This window comes from Erythrobacter sp. SN021, assembly GCF_021864455.1.
This window is the reverse complement of sequence record NZ_JAKKUW010000002.1, coordinates 49893-65201: the sequence shown is the minus strand read 5'-3', so window position 1 is coordinate 65201 and position 15309 is coordinate 49893. Positions and strand designations below refer to the sequence as shown.

The window sequence follows — 15309 nt, the reverse complement described above, 5'->3', positions numbered from 1 at the left end:
TCCGCCCGCCGCATTCATTCACCCGGGCGGGAGCGCAGCATCACAGGGGCATAGGCGAGCACGAAGAGCGCGAAAGCGGCGATCCACAGCCCGCCGGCTATATGCAGCAGCGACTGGTAATGCACCGGGACGAGCGAGGCTGCCACACGCGCCAGCACGGCGAGGTGGAGCGCCAGGTAGCTCGCCCGGGTGGCCGGCCCGGCATGGAGCGCGCGGCCCGTATGGCCGAGCGTCGCGCGGGTCATCACCGCCAGGATCATGCCCGCCAGCGCGCCCACGGTCAGCGCGTGGACCCCCGCGCTCGCGGGGATCGGCGCGCCAAACCCGGTCGCGCCGAGTAGCAGCAGGCCCAATGGTATCCAGACATAGCCGAGATGGAGCACCAGCACGATCGGCGAGGCGAGCGTGCGCCATCCCCGCCACCGCGCTAGGCGGACCAACTGGATGCTTCCGGCAAAGACCAGCGCCGCACCGACAGGGGGCACCGCACCGGCCAGCATCCATGCCCCCAGCGCGAGGGCGGTCGCCAGCACCACAGCAATATCGAAACGGGTCGGTTGCGAGGGCAGGCTGCCGGTCAGCCCTTCGCGCTGCATCCAATTGCGGGTGAAGGAGGGGACGATGCGCCCGCCGATCAGCGAAACCAGCGTCACGGCCAGCGCAATGCCCGCACGGTGACCGATATCGTATCCGATCAAGCCCGCCGATCCGGCATAGTCCAGCAGGTCGGCAAGGCCGAATAGGGCGATCGCCAGCACCACAGGCAGATTGCGGTTCTTCGCCAGCACGATCTCCCGCAGGATAAGCGCGGCGAGGGCGAGGTAGAACCCGCCATCGACCAGCGCCAGCAGGGCGAGCGGCAGCTCGGGCGCGGCGAAGGGCAGGGCGCGGGCGAGGAGCCACCACAGCGCCAGCGCGGCCAGCGGCGCGCCCGCGATCGGCAGGCGGCCGGTCCAGTTGGGCACGGCGGTCAGCGCGAAACCGGCTATGACTGCGCCAACAAAGCCGAACAGCATTTCGTGGCGATGCCAGGCCAGCGGATCGAGCGCGCCGATCTGCGGCACGCCAACACTGAAAGCCCACAGCCAGATCGCGATGGTGATGGCGGCCCAAATGCCCGCGCCCAGAAAGAACGGCCGAAAGCCGCCGCGCAGTACCGGCGGGGCCTGTTCCATCCGGCGGCGGCGCAATTCGAGCCGGTCGCGATTGTCGAGCGTTCCTCCCATCATCTCTCCTCGTCGAGAAAATCGACTCGACCGGTATCGAGGTGGTAATAGGCCCCGACCACCCGCAAGGCCCCGCGCCGCTGCGGTTCGAGCAGGGCGGGCGAAGCCTCCTGCTGCAATTCGCGGACCACCTTGCGCACATTGCACAGCGCCGCGGCGTCGACGAGATTCTCGGCCCAGGGATCGGCCTCCAGCACGGCCGGGAGCAGCGATTGCAGCACCTTGCTGACATTGCCCGAGAACTGGCGCTGTTCGCGCGTTACCGCGACCGCCGCGCGCAATGCGCCGCAGGCCTCGTGGCCCATGACCACGATCAGCGGAACGCCGAGCTGCGTCACCGCGAATTCCAGGCTGCCGAGTGCGCTGGTGCACAGCGTGTTGCCGGCATTGCGCACGATGAACAGCTCGCCCAGACCCCGCTCGAACAGCAGTTCCGGCGGCACGCGCGAATCCGAACAGGATAGATAAGCCGCGAAGGGCCGCTGGGCCGCCGCCAGGTGCAGCCTACGCATGCGGTCTATCGGAGGCTGATAAGTCGCATCGTCGAGAAAGCGCCGGTTGCCGTCTTTCAGCAGGGCCAGCGCCTCATCGGGGGAGAGTTGCGGGAGGGTATCGTCAGGCATGTCGACTATATTGCATATGATATACCCATTTTCTTTGACTAATATCAATTACACCAGTGAAGAATCGCGTATCTGGGCGATATGAAGCAAGCCACACTTCTCGCTGCACCGCTTCTCGCCGTGTCGCTCTCGCCCGCAGTTCTTCACGCGCAAGCTGCTGAAGAGCCCGTCGTCACCCCCTATGCGGACATCCGCTACCGGCTCGAACTGGTCGATCAGGGCGGTGTGCCGGAAGACGCCACCGCATCGACGCTGCGGGTCAAAGCGGGTGTGAAGACAGGATCATGGCAGGGCCTGAGCGCGCTGGTCGAAGGTGAAGCGATCATGCGCATCGGCCCCCGGCACTATAACGACACCACCAACGGGCTCACCCGCTATCCGGTGGTGGCCGACCCGACCGACGTGCTGCTCAACCAGGCCTATGTGCGCTTCAATCCCGGTAAGACGGTGGACGCTATCGCCGGTCGCCAGGTCATCAATCTGGACAATCAACGCTGGATCGGATCGGTTGGCTGGCGTCAGAACGACCAGACCTTCGATGCGGGCCGGATCAGTGTCACGCCGGTCGCCAGGCTGACCGCGCAATATATCCATAGCTGGCGCGTCAACCGCATCTTCGGCCCGGACTCGCCGCAGGGTATCTGGCGCGATACCGCGATCAATGCGGTGAATATCGGCTATAAATTGGGCGAGGCGGGGACGCTGACCGGTTATGGATATTGGCTGGATATTCCGCAGGCACCTGCAGCAAGTTCGCGCACGCTGGGCGGGCGGCTGGCCGGGCAGTATCCGGTGGCAGAGGGGGTGAAGGTGCTCTACGCCGCCGAATATGCCCACCAGACCGATCTCTCGCCCAACCCGGCAAATTTCGGCCTCGATTATCTCGCGCTGGAGCCGGGTGTTGCCTTCAAAGGATTGACCCTGAAGGCCGGTTACGAACGGCTGGAAGGCAATGGTGCGGTCGCGCTGCAAACCCCGCTCGCGACGCTGCACGCCTTCAATGGCTGGGCGGACGTTTTCCTGAACACACCGGCCAGCGGATTGCGCGACCTCTATGCCGATGCGGCGTACAAATTCGCCGATGGCCCCGTGAAGGGGCTGCTGCTACGCGCGAGCTATCACGACTTCCATTCGACGGTTGGAGATGTGGCCTACGGGCATGAGTTCGATGCGCTCGTTGCCTACCCGCTAACCAAACAGATCGGCGTTTCGGCGAAATTTGCCCAGTACAACTCAAACGGCTTTGCAACCGATCGGACCAAAGCCTGGTTCTCGATCGAAGCGAAATTCTGAACCCCGCAGCCACTCTCTCCCGGCTAGCGGGGAACCTTGTCAGGCCGCGCGAACGTTTCCAGCATCGCGCGGTCTGACATCCTTACCATCCTTCCCTTGAGGCTTACGCCCTGCTTGCCAAGCAGGCCGAAAGCGCGCGAGAGATTCTCCGGCGTCATGCCCAGCAGCGATGCCAGAACGCGCTTTTCGGCGGGGAGAACGGTCGTCTCGGGCAGACCCTGCACATCATGTTGCTGCAGGATGAAATGCGCCAGCCGTTCGGCGGACTGGCGCAATTTCATATCCGCAAGCGCTAGCACCAGATCGCGATAGCCGAAGGCCAACTCGCGCATTGTCGCTTCCATCAGGGCCGTGTCCTTGCGCACCACCTCGCGCATCAAGGCGGCGGGGACGAGCAGAACGCGTGATGATTCGAGTGTACGCGCGGACATCAGATAGGGCAGGTCGGTGACCACCGCCGCCAGGATGAAGCTGCGAACCGGCTGGACGATCCGCATGGTCGTGTCGCGATCGCCGACCGAAGTATAGAGTTCGGCGAGACCATCCACCAGCACGTGGAGAAAATCGGCGCGCTGCCCGACTTCGAAGAGCACGAGCTGCGGCGGGAATACCTGCAGGAAGGATCCGGAGAAGATACGGTCGCGCTCCTCCTCGTTCATTGCGCGAAAGAGGGGAAGATTGGCGACTTCGGGTTTTTCGGCGGGGCGCAGTGTCAGACTCCTGGCTTGTCGAATAGCTGGACTGAAATTGATAATTATCAAGTAGTGGATTGATGTGACACCTTCACCTACCTCACATGGATCAGTGCGGCCACCATTTTCCCCGAACGATCCTGTTTTCTTGACTTGAATCAAGGGATGGGCGGGCTGGCTCCTTTCTGGAAGATGCACGAACACGTAGCCAAGGGAGGCCAAAATGCAGCTTGGCTCAGCCGCTAGCAAGAGTGACCAGAATCGGGCCTTAGGGCTCAGCACGATCGCATTCACGATATGTTTCGCGGTCTGGACGATTTTCGCGATCATTGGGATTGAAATCAAAGGCGAACTCGGCCTCAGCGACACGCAGTTCGGTCTGCTCGTCGGCACGCCGATCCTGACCGGATCGCTCACGCGTCTTTTCCTTGGTGTATGGACCGACCAGTATGGCGGACGGATTGTTTTCCCGCTGACGATGATCGCTTCGGCGATCGCGACATATCTTCTTTCCTTCGCCGACAGCTATTTTCTTACACTGCTGGCGGCGCTTGGCCTCGGGGTCGCGGGCGGTACCTTCGCCGTGGGTGTGGCTTATGTGTCGAAGTGGTATCCTCCGGAAAAGCAGGGCTCCGCGCTCGGCTTCTTCGGCATGGGCAATGTCGGCGCCGCAGTAACCAAATTTACCGCGCCGTGGGTGATGGTGGCATTCGGCTGGCAGGCCGTCGCGCAAATCTGGGCAACGGTCGCCGCGGTGATGGCGGTGGTTTTCTTCCTGTTTTCGAAGGACGACCCGGAGCTTGCCGCGCGCAAGCTGAGCGGCGCGAAGCCCAAAACCCTGCGCGAGCAGCTCGAGCCGCTCAAGAAGGAACAGGTGTGGCGGTTCTCGCTATACTACTTCTTCGTGTTCGGTGCCTTCGTCGCGTTGGCGCTCTGGCTGCCGAAATATCTGATCGGGGTCTATGGCGTTGACGTGAAGCTGGCCGGTACCTTGGCCGCCGTCTTCTCGCTTTCGGCCAGTGTCTTCCGCGCTTACGGCGGCATCCTGTCGGATCGCTACGGCGCCCGCAAGGTAATGTACGCCACTTTCGGCGTATCGCTGGTCTGCCTGTTCATGCTGTCCTATCCTTCGACCGACTATATCATTCACGGGTCGCGGGGCGACATCGCCTTCTCCACCGAAATGGGCCTGGTGCCCTTCGTGGTGACGATCTTCGTGCTCGGCTTCTTCATGTCGCTGGGCAAGGCTGCGGTCTACAAGCACATTCCGGTCTACTATCCCGACCATGTTGGCTCGGTCGGCGGCATGGTGGGCCTGGTCGGCGGGCTGGGTGGTTTCATTCTGCCGATCATCTTCGGCGCGGTAAGCGATCTTACCGGCATCTGGACGAGCTGTTTCATGGTGCTCTTCGCACTGGTCGCCGTGGCGCTGGTTTGGATGCATATCGCGGTGCGCCAAATGGAGCAGAAGGCCGCCCGCGTGGAAGGGCGCACACTGCCCGAATTCCCCGAAATGGCGGAGCTGCATGAGGATGCCAAGCACGAGCCCCATGCTTACGAGCCGGATGGCAAGGTACTAAAGGAGTGGCGCCCGGAGGATGCCGAGTTCTGGGAGAAAACCGGCGAGAAGATCGCGCGGCGCAACCTCTATATCTCGATCCCCGCGCTGCTGCTCGCCTTCTGCGTGTGGATGGTGTGGTCGGTCGTCGTGGCCAAACTGCCCTCGATCGGCTTCGACTACAGCACCAATCAGCTGTTCTGGCTGGCTGCGCTGCCGGGTCTTTCGGGCGCGACGTTGCGGATATTCTACAGCTTCATGGTGCCGATCTTCGGCGGACGCCTGTGGACCACGCTGTCGACAGCTTCGCTGCTGATCCCGGCCTTCGGCATCGGCTATGCCGTCCAAAATCCCGAAACGCCCTATCTGATCTTCCTGGTGCTGGCGCTGCTATGTGGGTTCGGAGGGGGCAATTTCGCGTCGTCGATGGCGAATATCAGCTTCTTCTTCCCCAAGGCGCAGAAGGGCAATGCGCTGGCGCTCAATGCAGGGCTGGGCAATCTTGGCGTGTCGGTGATGCAGTTCTCGGTCCCGCTGGTGATTGCGGCGGGTGTGTTCGGCGCGCTGGGCGGTATGCCGCAACAGACCGCAGAAGGCGGCCAGCTGTGGTTGCAGAATGCGGGCTTCATCTGGGTGCCCTTCATCATCGCCTCCACGCTGCTCGCATGGTTCGGGATGAACGACATCGCCGATGCCAAGGCCAGCTTCGCCGAACAGGCGGTGATCTTCCAGCGCAAGCACAACTGGCTGATGAGCTGGCTCTACACCGGCACCTTCGGCAGCTTCATCGGCTTTTCCGCCGGGCTGCCGCTGCTGGCCAAGCACCAGTTCCCCGATGTCGACGTGCTCAAATTCGTCTTCCTCGGCCCGCTGGTGGGTGCGCTCAGCCGCGCCGCCACCGGGTGGATTTCGGACCGCTGGGGCGGCGGGCGCGTCACCTTCTGGGTGTTCGTGGGCATGATGCTGGCCGTGGTCGGGGTGGTCTATTTCCTCGAAGCGGGCAGCTGGTGGGGTTTCCTCGGCATGTTCATCGCCATGTTCTTCCTGACCGGCGTGGGCAATGCCTCCACCTTCCAGATGATCCCGATCATCATGCGCCAGGAAGTGCCCCGGCTAATGCCTGAACTGAAGAGCGCCGAACTGACCCGGCAGGCGGAAAAGGAATCGGCGGCCATCGTCGGCTTCACCTCGGCGGTCGCGGCCTATGGCGCCTTCTTCATTCCCAAAAGCTTCGGCAGCTCGATCGAGGCCACGGGATCGCCGATGATGGCGCTGTGGGGCTTCTTCGCCTTCTACGCCAGCTGCGCGGTGTTGACCTGGTGGGCTTACACCCGCCCCGGCGGCCTGCTCCACGACATCGAGCGCGGACGCGCACCCGCCCCGGCGGCCACCCCTCACATTCTCAAGGAAGCCTGAGATGAGCTATATTCTCGACCGCCTGACCTTCTTCCGCCACGCGAAGCAGGACTTTGCCGACGGGCACGGCGTTACCACCACCCAGTCGCGTGCGTGGGAAGACGGCTATCGCAAACGCTGGCAGCACGACAAGGTCGTGCGCTCCACCCACGGGGTGAACTGCACCGGATCGTGCAGCTGGAAGATCTACGTCAAGAACGGGATCATCACTTGGGAAACGCAGCAGACGGACTATCCGCGCACCCGGCCGGGCCTCCCCAATCACGAACCGCGCGGCTGCCCGCGCGGGGCGAGCTATAGCTGGTATCTCTACTCCGCCCAACGGCTGAAATATCCGATGGTCCGCTCGCGGCTGCTGAAGCTGTGGCGCGAGGCGAGGGCGGTGCGCACGCCGGTCGGCGCCTGGGCCTCGATTGTGGAGGATCCGGTAAAGCGCAAAAGCTATACCGCGATCCGCGGTCATGGCGGCTTCGTTCGTTCGACCTGGGACGAGGTGAACGAAATCATCGCTTCGGCCAATGCCTATACCGCCAAGACCTATGGCCCCGACCGGGTGATCGGCTTCAGCCCGATCCCGGCCATGTCCATGGTCTCCTATGCGGCCGGTTCGCGTTACCTTTCGCTGCTCGGCGGCACCTGCATGTCGTTCTACGACTGGTATTGCGACTTGCCGCCATCCAGCCCGCAGACCTGGGGCGAGCAGACCGACGTTCCCGAAAGCGCCGACTGGTACAATGCCGGCTTCCTGATGATGTGGGGCTCCAACGTGCCTCAGACACGCACACCCGATGCGCATTTCATGACCGAGGCGCGTTATCGCGGGACCAAGGTCGCCGTGGTCAGCCCGGACTATGCGGAGGCGACCAAGTTCGGCGACATCTGGCTCAACCCCAAGCAGGGCACCGATGCGGCGCTTGCGCTGGCGATGGGCCATGTGATCCTGCGCGAATTCCATCTCGACCGGCAGGCCGATTATTTCGAGGATTACTGCCGCAAATATTCCGACATGCCGATGCTGGTGCGGCTGGTGCGGCAGGGCGATGGCTACGTGCCGGAGCGCCTGCTGCGCGCCAGCGACTTCGACAACGCGCTGGGCGAAGAAAACAATCCCGAATGGAAGACTGTCGCGATCGACGATGCGACGGGCAAGCCGGTGGTGCCGCTGGGCTCTGCCGGGTTCCGCTGGGGCGAAAAGGGCAAGTGGAACCTCGAGGAAAAAACCGGCGAGGGTGCGGATGTCCAATTGCGCCTGTCGGCGATCATGGACGATCAGCACGACCTGGTCGTCCCGGTCGACTTTCCCTATTTCGGCAATCGCGAGCACGACCATTTCGAAGGCACCGATCATGCCAGTGTCCTGCCCCGCAATGTCCCCGTTCGCGAGATCGAGCTCGCCGACGGTAAGACGCTGGTGGCAAGCGTCTTCGACCTGTTCTGCGCCAATTACGGTCTCGATCGCGGCCTTGGCGGGGAAAACGTGGCCAGCGATTATTCCGAAAACGAGCCATACACGCCCGCCTGGGCCGAAAAGATTACCGGTGTTCCGGCAGAGCAAATCGTCACCGTGGCGCGTGAATTTGCGTCCAATGCCGAAAAGACCAAAGGCAAATCGATGGTCATCCTTGGGGCCGGTCTCAACCACTGGTACCACATGGACATGAATTATCGCGGCATCATCAACCTGTTGGTGATGTGCGGTTGTGTGGGCCAGTCGGGTGGCGGCTGGTCGCATTATGTCGGGCAGGAGAAGTTGCGCCCGCAGACCGGCTGGCTGCCGCTCGCTTTCGGTCTCGACTGGGGCCGTCCGCCGCGCCAGATGAATTCGACCAGCTTCTTCTACGCGCATACCGATCAGTGGCGCTACGAGACGCTGGATGTGGAGGACATCCTTTCGCCCACAGCGCCCGAGGGCGAATGGGATGCGAGCCTGATCGACTACAACGCCCGCGCCGAACGCATGGGCTGGCTGCCATCCGCGCCGCAGCTCAAGACCAACCCGCTGGAAGTTGCCAAGGCCGCCCGCGCCGCAGGGATGGAGCCGAAGGATTACGTGACCGACAGGCTCAAATCGGGCGATCTGGAAATGTCCTGCTTCGATCCGGACGATCCGGCCAACTGGCCGCGCAACATGTTCGTCTGGCGTTCGAACCTGCTCGGCTCCTCGGGCAAGGGGCACGAATATTTCCTCAAACACCTGCTCGGCACGGCGCATGGCGTGCAGGGCAAGGATCTGGGCGAAACGGGCCGCAGCAAACCGAAGGAGGTGCGCTGGCATGACGAGGCGCCGCAGGGCAAGCTCGACCTGCTGGTCACGCTGGACTTCCGCATGTCGACCACCTGCGTCTATTCCGACATCGTCCTGCCGACCGCGAGCTGGTACGAGAAGGACGATCTCAACACCTCGGACATGCACCCCTTCATCCATCCGCTGACCGCGGCGGTCGACCCGGTGTGGGAATCGCGCAGCGACTGGGACATCTACCGCGGCATCGCAAAGAAATTCTCGGAGGTCGCGCCGGAAGTTCTGGGTGTGGAAGAGGACGTGGTCCTCGTGCCGATCCAGCATGACAGTCCGAACGAGATCGCCCAGCCCTTCGGAGTTGCGGACTGGGGCCAGGGACAGGCCGAGCCTGTCCCTGGTACAACCATGGCCAATATCGCGGTGGTGGAACGGGATTATCCCAATCTATACAAACGCTTCACTTCGCTCGGCCCGCTGATGGAAAAGCTCGGGAATGGCGGCAAGGGGATCGGCTGGAACACCGATCACGAGGTCGAGCTGCTGCGCAAGCTCAACGGTACGGTGACCGAAGACGGGCCGACGAAGGGCCTCGCCCGGATCGATAGTGCGATCGATGCCTGCGAGGTGATCCTGAGCCTGGCACCAGAAACCAATGGTGAAGTGGCGGTCAAGGCCTGGGACGCTCTGTCAAGCAATACCGGCCGCGATCACCGGCATCTTGCCCTGCCCAAAGAAGAGGAGAAGATCCGTTTCCGCGACGTGGTGGCGCAGCCGCGCAAGATCATCTCCTCGCCCACCTGGTCGGGGCTGGAGAGCGAGCATGTCTGCTACAATGCAGGCTATACCAACGTCCACGAACTGATCCCCTGGCGAACGCTGACCGGGCGTCAGCAGCTCTATCAGGACCATCTGTGGATGCGCGCATTCGGCGAGGGATTCTGCGTCTATCGCCCCCCGATCGATACCCGCGCGATCAATCCGGTGATCCACGAGGCGAAGGACGAAAAGCATGTCGTCCTCAACTTCATCACCCCGCACCAGAAATGGGGCATCCATTCGACCTACACCGACAATCTGCTGATGCTGACGCTGTCGCGCGGCGGACCGATTGTCTGGCTGTCCGAAGTGGACGCGGCGAAAGCGGGCCTCGTCGATAACGACTGGGTCGAAGTGTTCAATTCCAACGGTGCGCTGGTCGCGCGCACGGTTGTCTCGCAGCGCATGAAGGAAGGCACGCTCTTCATGTATCACGCGCAGGAGAAGATCGTGAACGTGCCCGGATCGCCGCTCACCGGACAGCGCGGGGGCATCCATAACAGTGTCACCCGTGCGATCCTCAAACCCACCCATATGATCGGCGGCTACGTCCAGCTCGCCTACGGCTTCAACTACTACGGAACGGTCGGATCGAACCGCGACGAATATGTCGTGGTGCGCAAACTGTCGAAGGTCGACTGGCTCGAAGATGCCCTTCCTGAAGGGGAGAATGCAGCATGAAAATCCGCGCACAAATCGGCAAGGTCCTGAACCTCGACAAATGCATCGGCTGCCATACCTGCTCTGTAACGTGCAAGAACGTGTGGACCAGCCGCGAAGGCATGGAATACGCCTGGTTCAACAATGTCGAGACCAAGCCGGGCATCGGTTATCCCAAGGATTGGGAAAATCAGGACCGCTGGAATGGCGGCTGGGTCCGTACCCCCTCCGGCTCGATCCGCCCGAAGATGGGCGGCAAGTGGCGGGTGCTGGCGAATATCTTCGCCAATCCCGACCTGCCCGAGATCGACGATTACTACGAACCCTTCACCTATGATTACGCCCATCTGCAACAGTCGGGCGAAAGCAAGGCCTTCCCCACTGCGCGCCCGCGTTCGCTCGTTTCGGGCGAGCGGATGGAAAAGATCGAATGGGGGCCGAACTGGGAGGAAATCCTCGGCGGCGAGTTCGCCAAACGGTCGAAGGATTACAATTTCGAAGGTGTCCAGAAAGAGATTTACGGCCAGTTCGAAAACACCTTCATGATGTATCTGCCGCGATTGTGCGAACACTGCCTCAACCCGACCTGCGTCGCGGCGTGCCCTTCGGGTGCGATCTACAAGCGGGAAGAAGACGGCATCGTCCTGATCGATCAGGAATCCTGCCGTGGTTGGCGCATGTGCGTCTCAGGCTGCCCGTACAAAAAGATCTATTACAACTGGAAAACCGGGAAGAGCGAGAAATGCATCTTCTGTTATCCGCGCATCGAAGCCGGCCAGCCGACCGTGTGCAGCGAAACCTGCGTCGGGCGCATCCGCTATCTCGGCGTGATGCTCTATGATGCCGACCGGATCGAAGAGGCGGCGAGCGCGGAGAATGTCGAGGACCTCTATCAGGCCCAGCTCGACATTTTCCTCGACCCCAATGATCCTGCGGTGATCGAGCAGGCGCGCCGCGATGGCGTGCCCGACAACTGGCTGGAGGCCGCGCGCCATTCGCCGATCTGGAAGATGGCGATGGAATGGAAGGTCGCCTTCCCGCTGCACCCAGAATACCGCACCCTGCCAATGGTCTGGTATGTCCCGCCGCTCTCGCCGATCAGCGCGGCGGCGGAGGCCGGGGATATCGCCACCAACAATGGCATGCCCGACATTCGCAGTTTGCGCATCCCGCTCAAATATCTCGCCAACCTGCTGACCGCTGGCGACGAAGAACCGATCGCTGACTGCCTTGAGCGCATGATCGCCATGCGCGCCTTTATGCGCGCCAAGACTGTCGAGGGTGTCACCGAGGAAAGCATTGCCGAAGCAGTCGGCCTCACCGGCCTACAGATCGAGGAAATGTACAAGGTCATGGCGCTGGCCGACTACGAGGACCGCTTTGTTATCCCCTCCGGCCACCGCGAGGATGCCGAGGACATGTATGACGAGCGCGGGGCCTGCGGCTTCTCCTTCGGCAATGGCTGCTCGGGTGGCAGCACGCAGGCCAATCTGTTCGGCACGAATCCGCGCAAGAAACTCCAAACTCCTGCGGAGGTGTTCTGATGCGTAATCTGCATTTGCTTTCGCTGCTGCTGCAATATCCGACGCTCGAACTGACCGGCGCGATGGACGATTTGCGCCAGCGGCTCGCCGCCGATCCCGCCATGCCTGCCGATACCATCCAGCGCCTCGCTCCGCTGCTCGACCGGTTGACCACGCAGGATATCTATGCTGCGCAGGAAACCTATGGCGAATTGTTCGACCGAGGCCGGGCGCTGAGTCTGCACCTGTTCGAGCACGTTCATGGCGAAAGCCGCGACCGGGGGCAGGCGATGGTCGATCTGCGCGAACGCTATGTCGCGGCCGGGCTCGACCCGGTGGCAAACGAACTGCCCGACTACCTCCCGCTGTTCCTCGACTATTGCTCGACCCTGCCCGAAGAAGCCGCGCGCGAGGCACTTGCCGAACCGGGCATCGTGCTGGTGGCGCTGGCCGCGCGGCTGGCCGATCGCGAATCCGACTATGCGCCCGTCTTCGCGGTGCTGTGCGACATTGCCGGTGTCGAGATGGACGAAGAGGCAGCCAATTCACTGCCGCCGCCGGAGGATCCCGAGACGCTGTCCGAGCTGGATGCGCAATGGGAAGAGGAGGAAGTCCGCTTCACCAATGAACTTCCCGACCCCAATGCCGCCTGCCCGCAGGCGAGCGCGATGATGCGCCGCATTCTCGAGCCCGAGGGCGATGCTGCCGAGATGAGGAACTGAGCCATGAACACCTATCTCAACCACCTGCTTTTCGGCATTTATCCCTACATCGCCCTTGCCACGATGGTGGTCGGCACAATCATCCGCTTCGAACGCGAACCCTATTCATGGCGAGCCAGTTCGAGCCAACTGCTCAGGCGCAAGCAGCTCGTTCTGGGATCGATCCTGTTCCATACCGGCGTGCTGTTCGTGCTGTTCGGCCACATCGTCGGCCTGCTGGTGCCGATATGGGTTTTTGATTCGCTGGCAGTGAAGCACGAATGGAAGCAGGCTCTGGCGGTCTATGGTGGCGGTACTGCGGGTCTGGTGTCCTTTATCGGCGCTTCGATGCTGCTCCACCGCCGCCTGTTCGATTCCCGAATCCGCGTGAATTCCGCCTTTGCCGACACCGGTATTCTGGTCTTGCTCTGGGTCCAGCTTGCTCTCGGCCTGGCCACCGTGCCGATCTCGCTTGGCCATATGGATGGCGAACAGATGGTCAAGTTCATGGCCTGGGCGAACGGCATCTTCACCTTCAATCCCACGGCCTCGTTGTGGATCGATGGAGCACACTGGATTTTCCGCACCCACATCTTCCTCGGGCTGACGATCTTCCTGGTTTTCCCGTTCACGCGCTTGCCGCACATGCTCTCGGTGCCGGTGCGCTATATCTGGCGAGGCGGTTATCAGATCGTGCGCAGCCGTCGGAGCCTGATCAATGGTTGACCAGATCGAGAAGGACGCAGTCTGTGTGGGAGGGGAGGTTATCTCTGCCGATCGGATCGCCGCAGAGATGCAGAACCACCCGGCCGACGATGCGGAGGCTGCCTGGGAAGCGGCGGCGAGGGCTCTTATAGTGCGCGAACTGCTGCTCGGCGAAGCGCGGCGCTTGGGTATCGAGCCGGAAGAGACGAGCGACCACCGTGGCCGCAAGATGACCGAGGAAGATGCCTTGGTCGAGACGCTGATCGAACGTGAAGTCAGCGTTCCGGTGGCGACCGAGGCCGAGGCGCGCCGGTTTTACGAAACGCATCCCGATCGTTTCACCAGCGAGCCGTTGGTCGAGGCGGAGCATATCCTCTTCTCCGCCTCGCCCGATGACGCAATCGCCTGGAACATGGCGCTGAGCGATGCACGCGGACTGATGCGCCGGCTCAGGGACGATCCAGACGGTTTTGCCGAACTTGCCCGGACGCATTCGGCTTGTCCCTCGCGCGAGCAGGGGGGCAATCTCGGCCAGATCGGCCCGGGCCAGACCGTGTCGGAATTCGAAAGGGCGCTCTTCGCTCTCGGCGAGGGCGAACTGTGCGCCGAGCCGGTATGCACACCCTATGGCGTGCACATTGTACGGGCAGGGCGCAAGGTGGAAGCCCAACAGCTTCCTTTCGAGGCGGTCGATGCCTCGATCCGCGCCTATCTGGAGGAATCCTCGCTGAGGCGCGCCATGGCACAATACCTTGCGATCCTTGCGTCGCAGGCCGATATTCGGGGCGTTGCACTTCCGGCCAGCGAAGGACCGCTTGTCCAATGACTATCGATCGCCCACGCGATTACCTCCCGCTCGCCGAAGCGCGGCGCCCGCGCTTGCGCGACGGTTTGGGGCGCCGGTTCGAATATCTGAGGTTGTCGCTCACCGACGTATGCAACTTCCGCTGCAGCTATTGTCTGCCCGATGGATATCGTCGGCCGTGCGGCAGACCCGCCGAACTTACAATCGACGAAATCGAGCGCGCCGTGCGGGCCTTTGCCGAACTGGGTCTGTGGAAGGTGCGGCTGACCGGTGGCGAGCCGACCATACGGCGCGATTTCGAAGATGTGGTGCGTGCTGTCGCCGCCATACCGGGTATCCGCCGTGTGGCCATGACCACCAATGGCTATCGCCTCGCCAAAAGAGCGCCGCGCTGGCGTGAGGCAGGGGTCGATGCGCTCAATATCAGCGTCGATTCTCTCGATCCGGAACGTTTCCTGGCCATCACCGGTCACGATCGATTGGGTGAAGTGCTCGCCGGCATCGACGCCGCCCGCGATGCGGGGTTTTCCAGTATCAAGCTCAATGCCGTGCTGATGCGCGGGGTTAACGACGATGAACTTGAGGCGATGATCCGCTTCGTCACCGCTCGCGATCTCTCGCTACGCTTCATCGAAGTCATGCGGACCAATGACAATGCGGAATTCTTCGCCGAGCGGCACGTGCCTGGCGAAAGCGTCGTCCAACAATTGCAAGCAGCAGGTTGGCAACGCCTTCCGCGTGAAGACGGTGCCGGGCCGGCGGTCGAGTTCGGCCACCCCGAAGCGCGTGGACGGATCGGCATCATCGCACCCTATGCCAAGGATTTCTGCGCCGACTGCAATCGACTTCGTCTAAGTTCCGATGGCAAGTTCCACCTGTGTCTGTTCGGCGATGGCGGGTTCGATCTGCGCGACCTTCTGCAGTCCGACAGCCAGCAGGACGAACTCATTGCGCGCATTGTCGCCCTGACGAAAGGCAAGGCCCCGGGGCACCGCCTGCACCAGGGCAATAGCGGCGCGACACCCCATCTCGCATCCATCGGAGGTTAG

General features: G+C 62.4%; 11 protein-coding genes. 8 read left to right on the top strand and 3 right to left on the bottom strand.

From position 1 onward, the window contains the following. Positions 1–14: 14 nt before the first annotated feature. Together L5849_RS04930 and L5849_RS04925 are read right to left on the bottom strand one after the other, a co-directional pair. Positions 15–1226, bottom strand: coding sequence for an NnrS family protein (locus L5849_RS04930; protein ID WP_236924669.1), 1212 nt, complete (start codon positions 1224–1226; stop codon positions 15–17). Beyond that, positions 1226–1849, bottom strand: coding sequence for a carbonic anhydrase (locus L5849_RS04925; RefSeq protein WP_115416483.1), 624 nt, complete (start codon positions 1847–1849; stop codon positions 1226–1228). Before L5849_RS04925 ends, L5849_RS04930 begins: the two co-directional genes overlap by 1 nt. A gap of 81 nt (positions 1850–1930) precedes the next feature. Between L5849_RS04925 and L5849_RS04920 the strand changes: the two genes are divergently transcribed. Next, entirely contained in the window at positions 1931–3142 is a 1212-nt protein-coding gene (locus L5849_RS04920; RefSeq protein ID WP_236924668.1) for an alginate export family protein, read from the top strand. Between the two features lie 23 nt (positions 3143–3165). Here the strand turns inward: L5849_RS04920 and L5849_RS04915 are convergent, their stop codons facing one another. Continuing rightward, complete coding sequence (locus tag L5849_RS04915) at positions 3166–4056, bottom strand: helix-turn-helix domain-containing protein (RefSeq protein ID WP_236924667.1); 891 nt, start codon at positions 4054–4056, stop codon at positions 3166–3168. Position 4057: 1 nt separating this feature from the next. Here L5849_RS04915 and L5849_RS04910 point away from each other — a divergent pair, with 1 nt between their 5' ends. The 7 genes from L5849_RS04910 to moaA are packed head-to-tail and all read left to right on the top strand — an operon-like array spanning position 4058 to position 15309. Next, positions 4058–6808: an MFS transporter gene (locus L5849_RS04910; protein ID WP_305040834.1), complete on the top strand. Its 2751-nt coding sequence runs from the start codon at positions 4058–4060 to the stop codon at positions 6806–6808. A gap of 1 nt (position 6809) precedes the next feature. Beyond that, positions 6810–10547 (top strand): nitrate reductase subunit alpha, encoded by a 3738-nt coding sequence (locus L5849_RS04905; protein ID WP_236924666.1) that lies wholly within the window; start codon positions 6810–6812, stop codon positions 10545–10547. Then, a complete protein-coding gene (gene narH, locus L5849_RS04900; protein ID WP_236924665.1) occupies positions 10544–12070 on the top strand; it encodes a nitrate reductase subunit beta in 1527 nt (508 codons plus the stop codon). The genes L5849_RS04905 and narH overlap by 4 nt, the downstream gene beginning before the upstream one ends. Continuing rightward, a complete protein-coding gene (gene narJ / locus L5849_RS04895) occupies positions 12070–12771 on the top strand; it encodes a nitrate reductase molybdenum cofactor assembly chaperone (protein WP_236924664.1) in 702 nt (233 codons plus the stop codon). The genes narH and narJ overlap by 1 nt, the downstream gene beginning before the upstream one ends. A 3-nt stretch (positions 12772–12774) precedes the next feature. After that, positions 12775–13476, top strand: coding sequence for a respiratory nitrate reductase subunit gamma (narI, locus tag L5849_RS04890; protein ID WP_115416489.1), 702 nt, complete (start codon positions 12775–12777; stop codon positions 13474–13476). Further along, on the top strand, positions 13469–14281 hold the full coding sequence (locus L5849_RS04885) for a peptidylprolyl isomerase (RefSeq protein WP_236924663.1): 813 nt from the start codon (positions 13469–13471) through the stop codon (positions 14279–14281). Before narI ends, L5849_RS04885 begins: the two co-directional genes overlap by 8 nt. Next, a complete protein-coding gene (gene moaA, locus L5849_RS04880; protein WP_236924662.1) occupies positions 14278–15309 on the top strand; it encodes a GTP 3',8-cyclase MoaA in 1032 nt (343 codons plus the stop codon). The genes L5849_RS04885 and moaA overlap by 4 nt, the downstream gene beginning before the upstream one ends.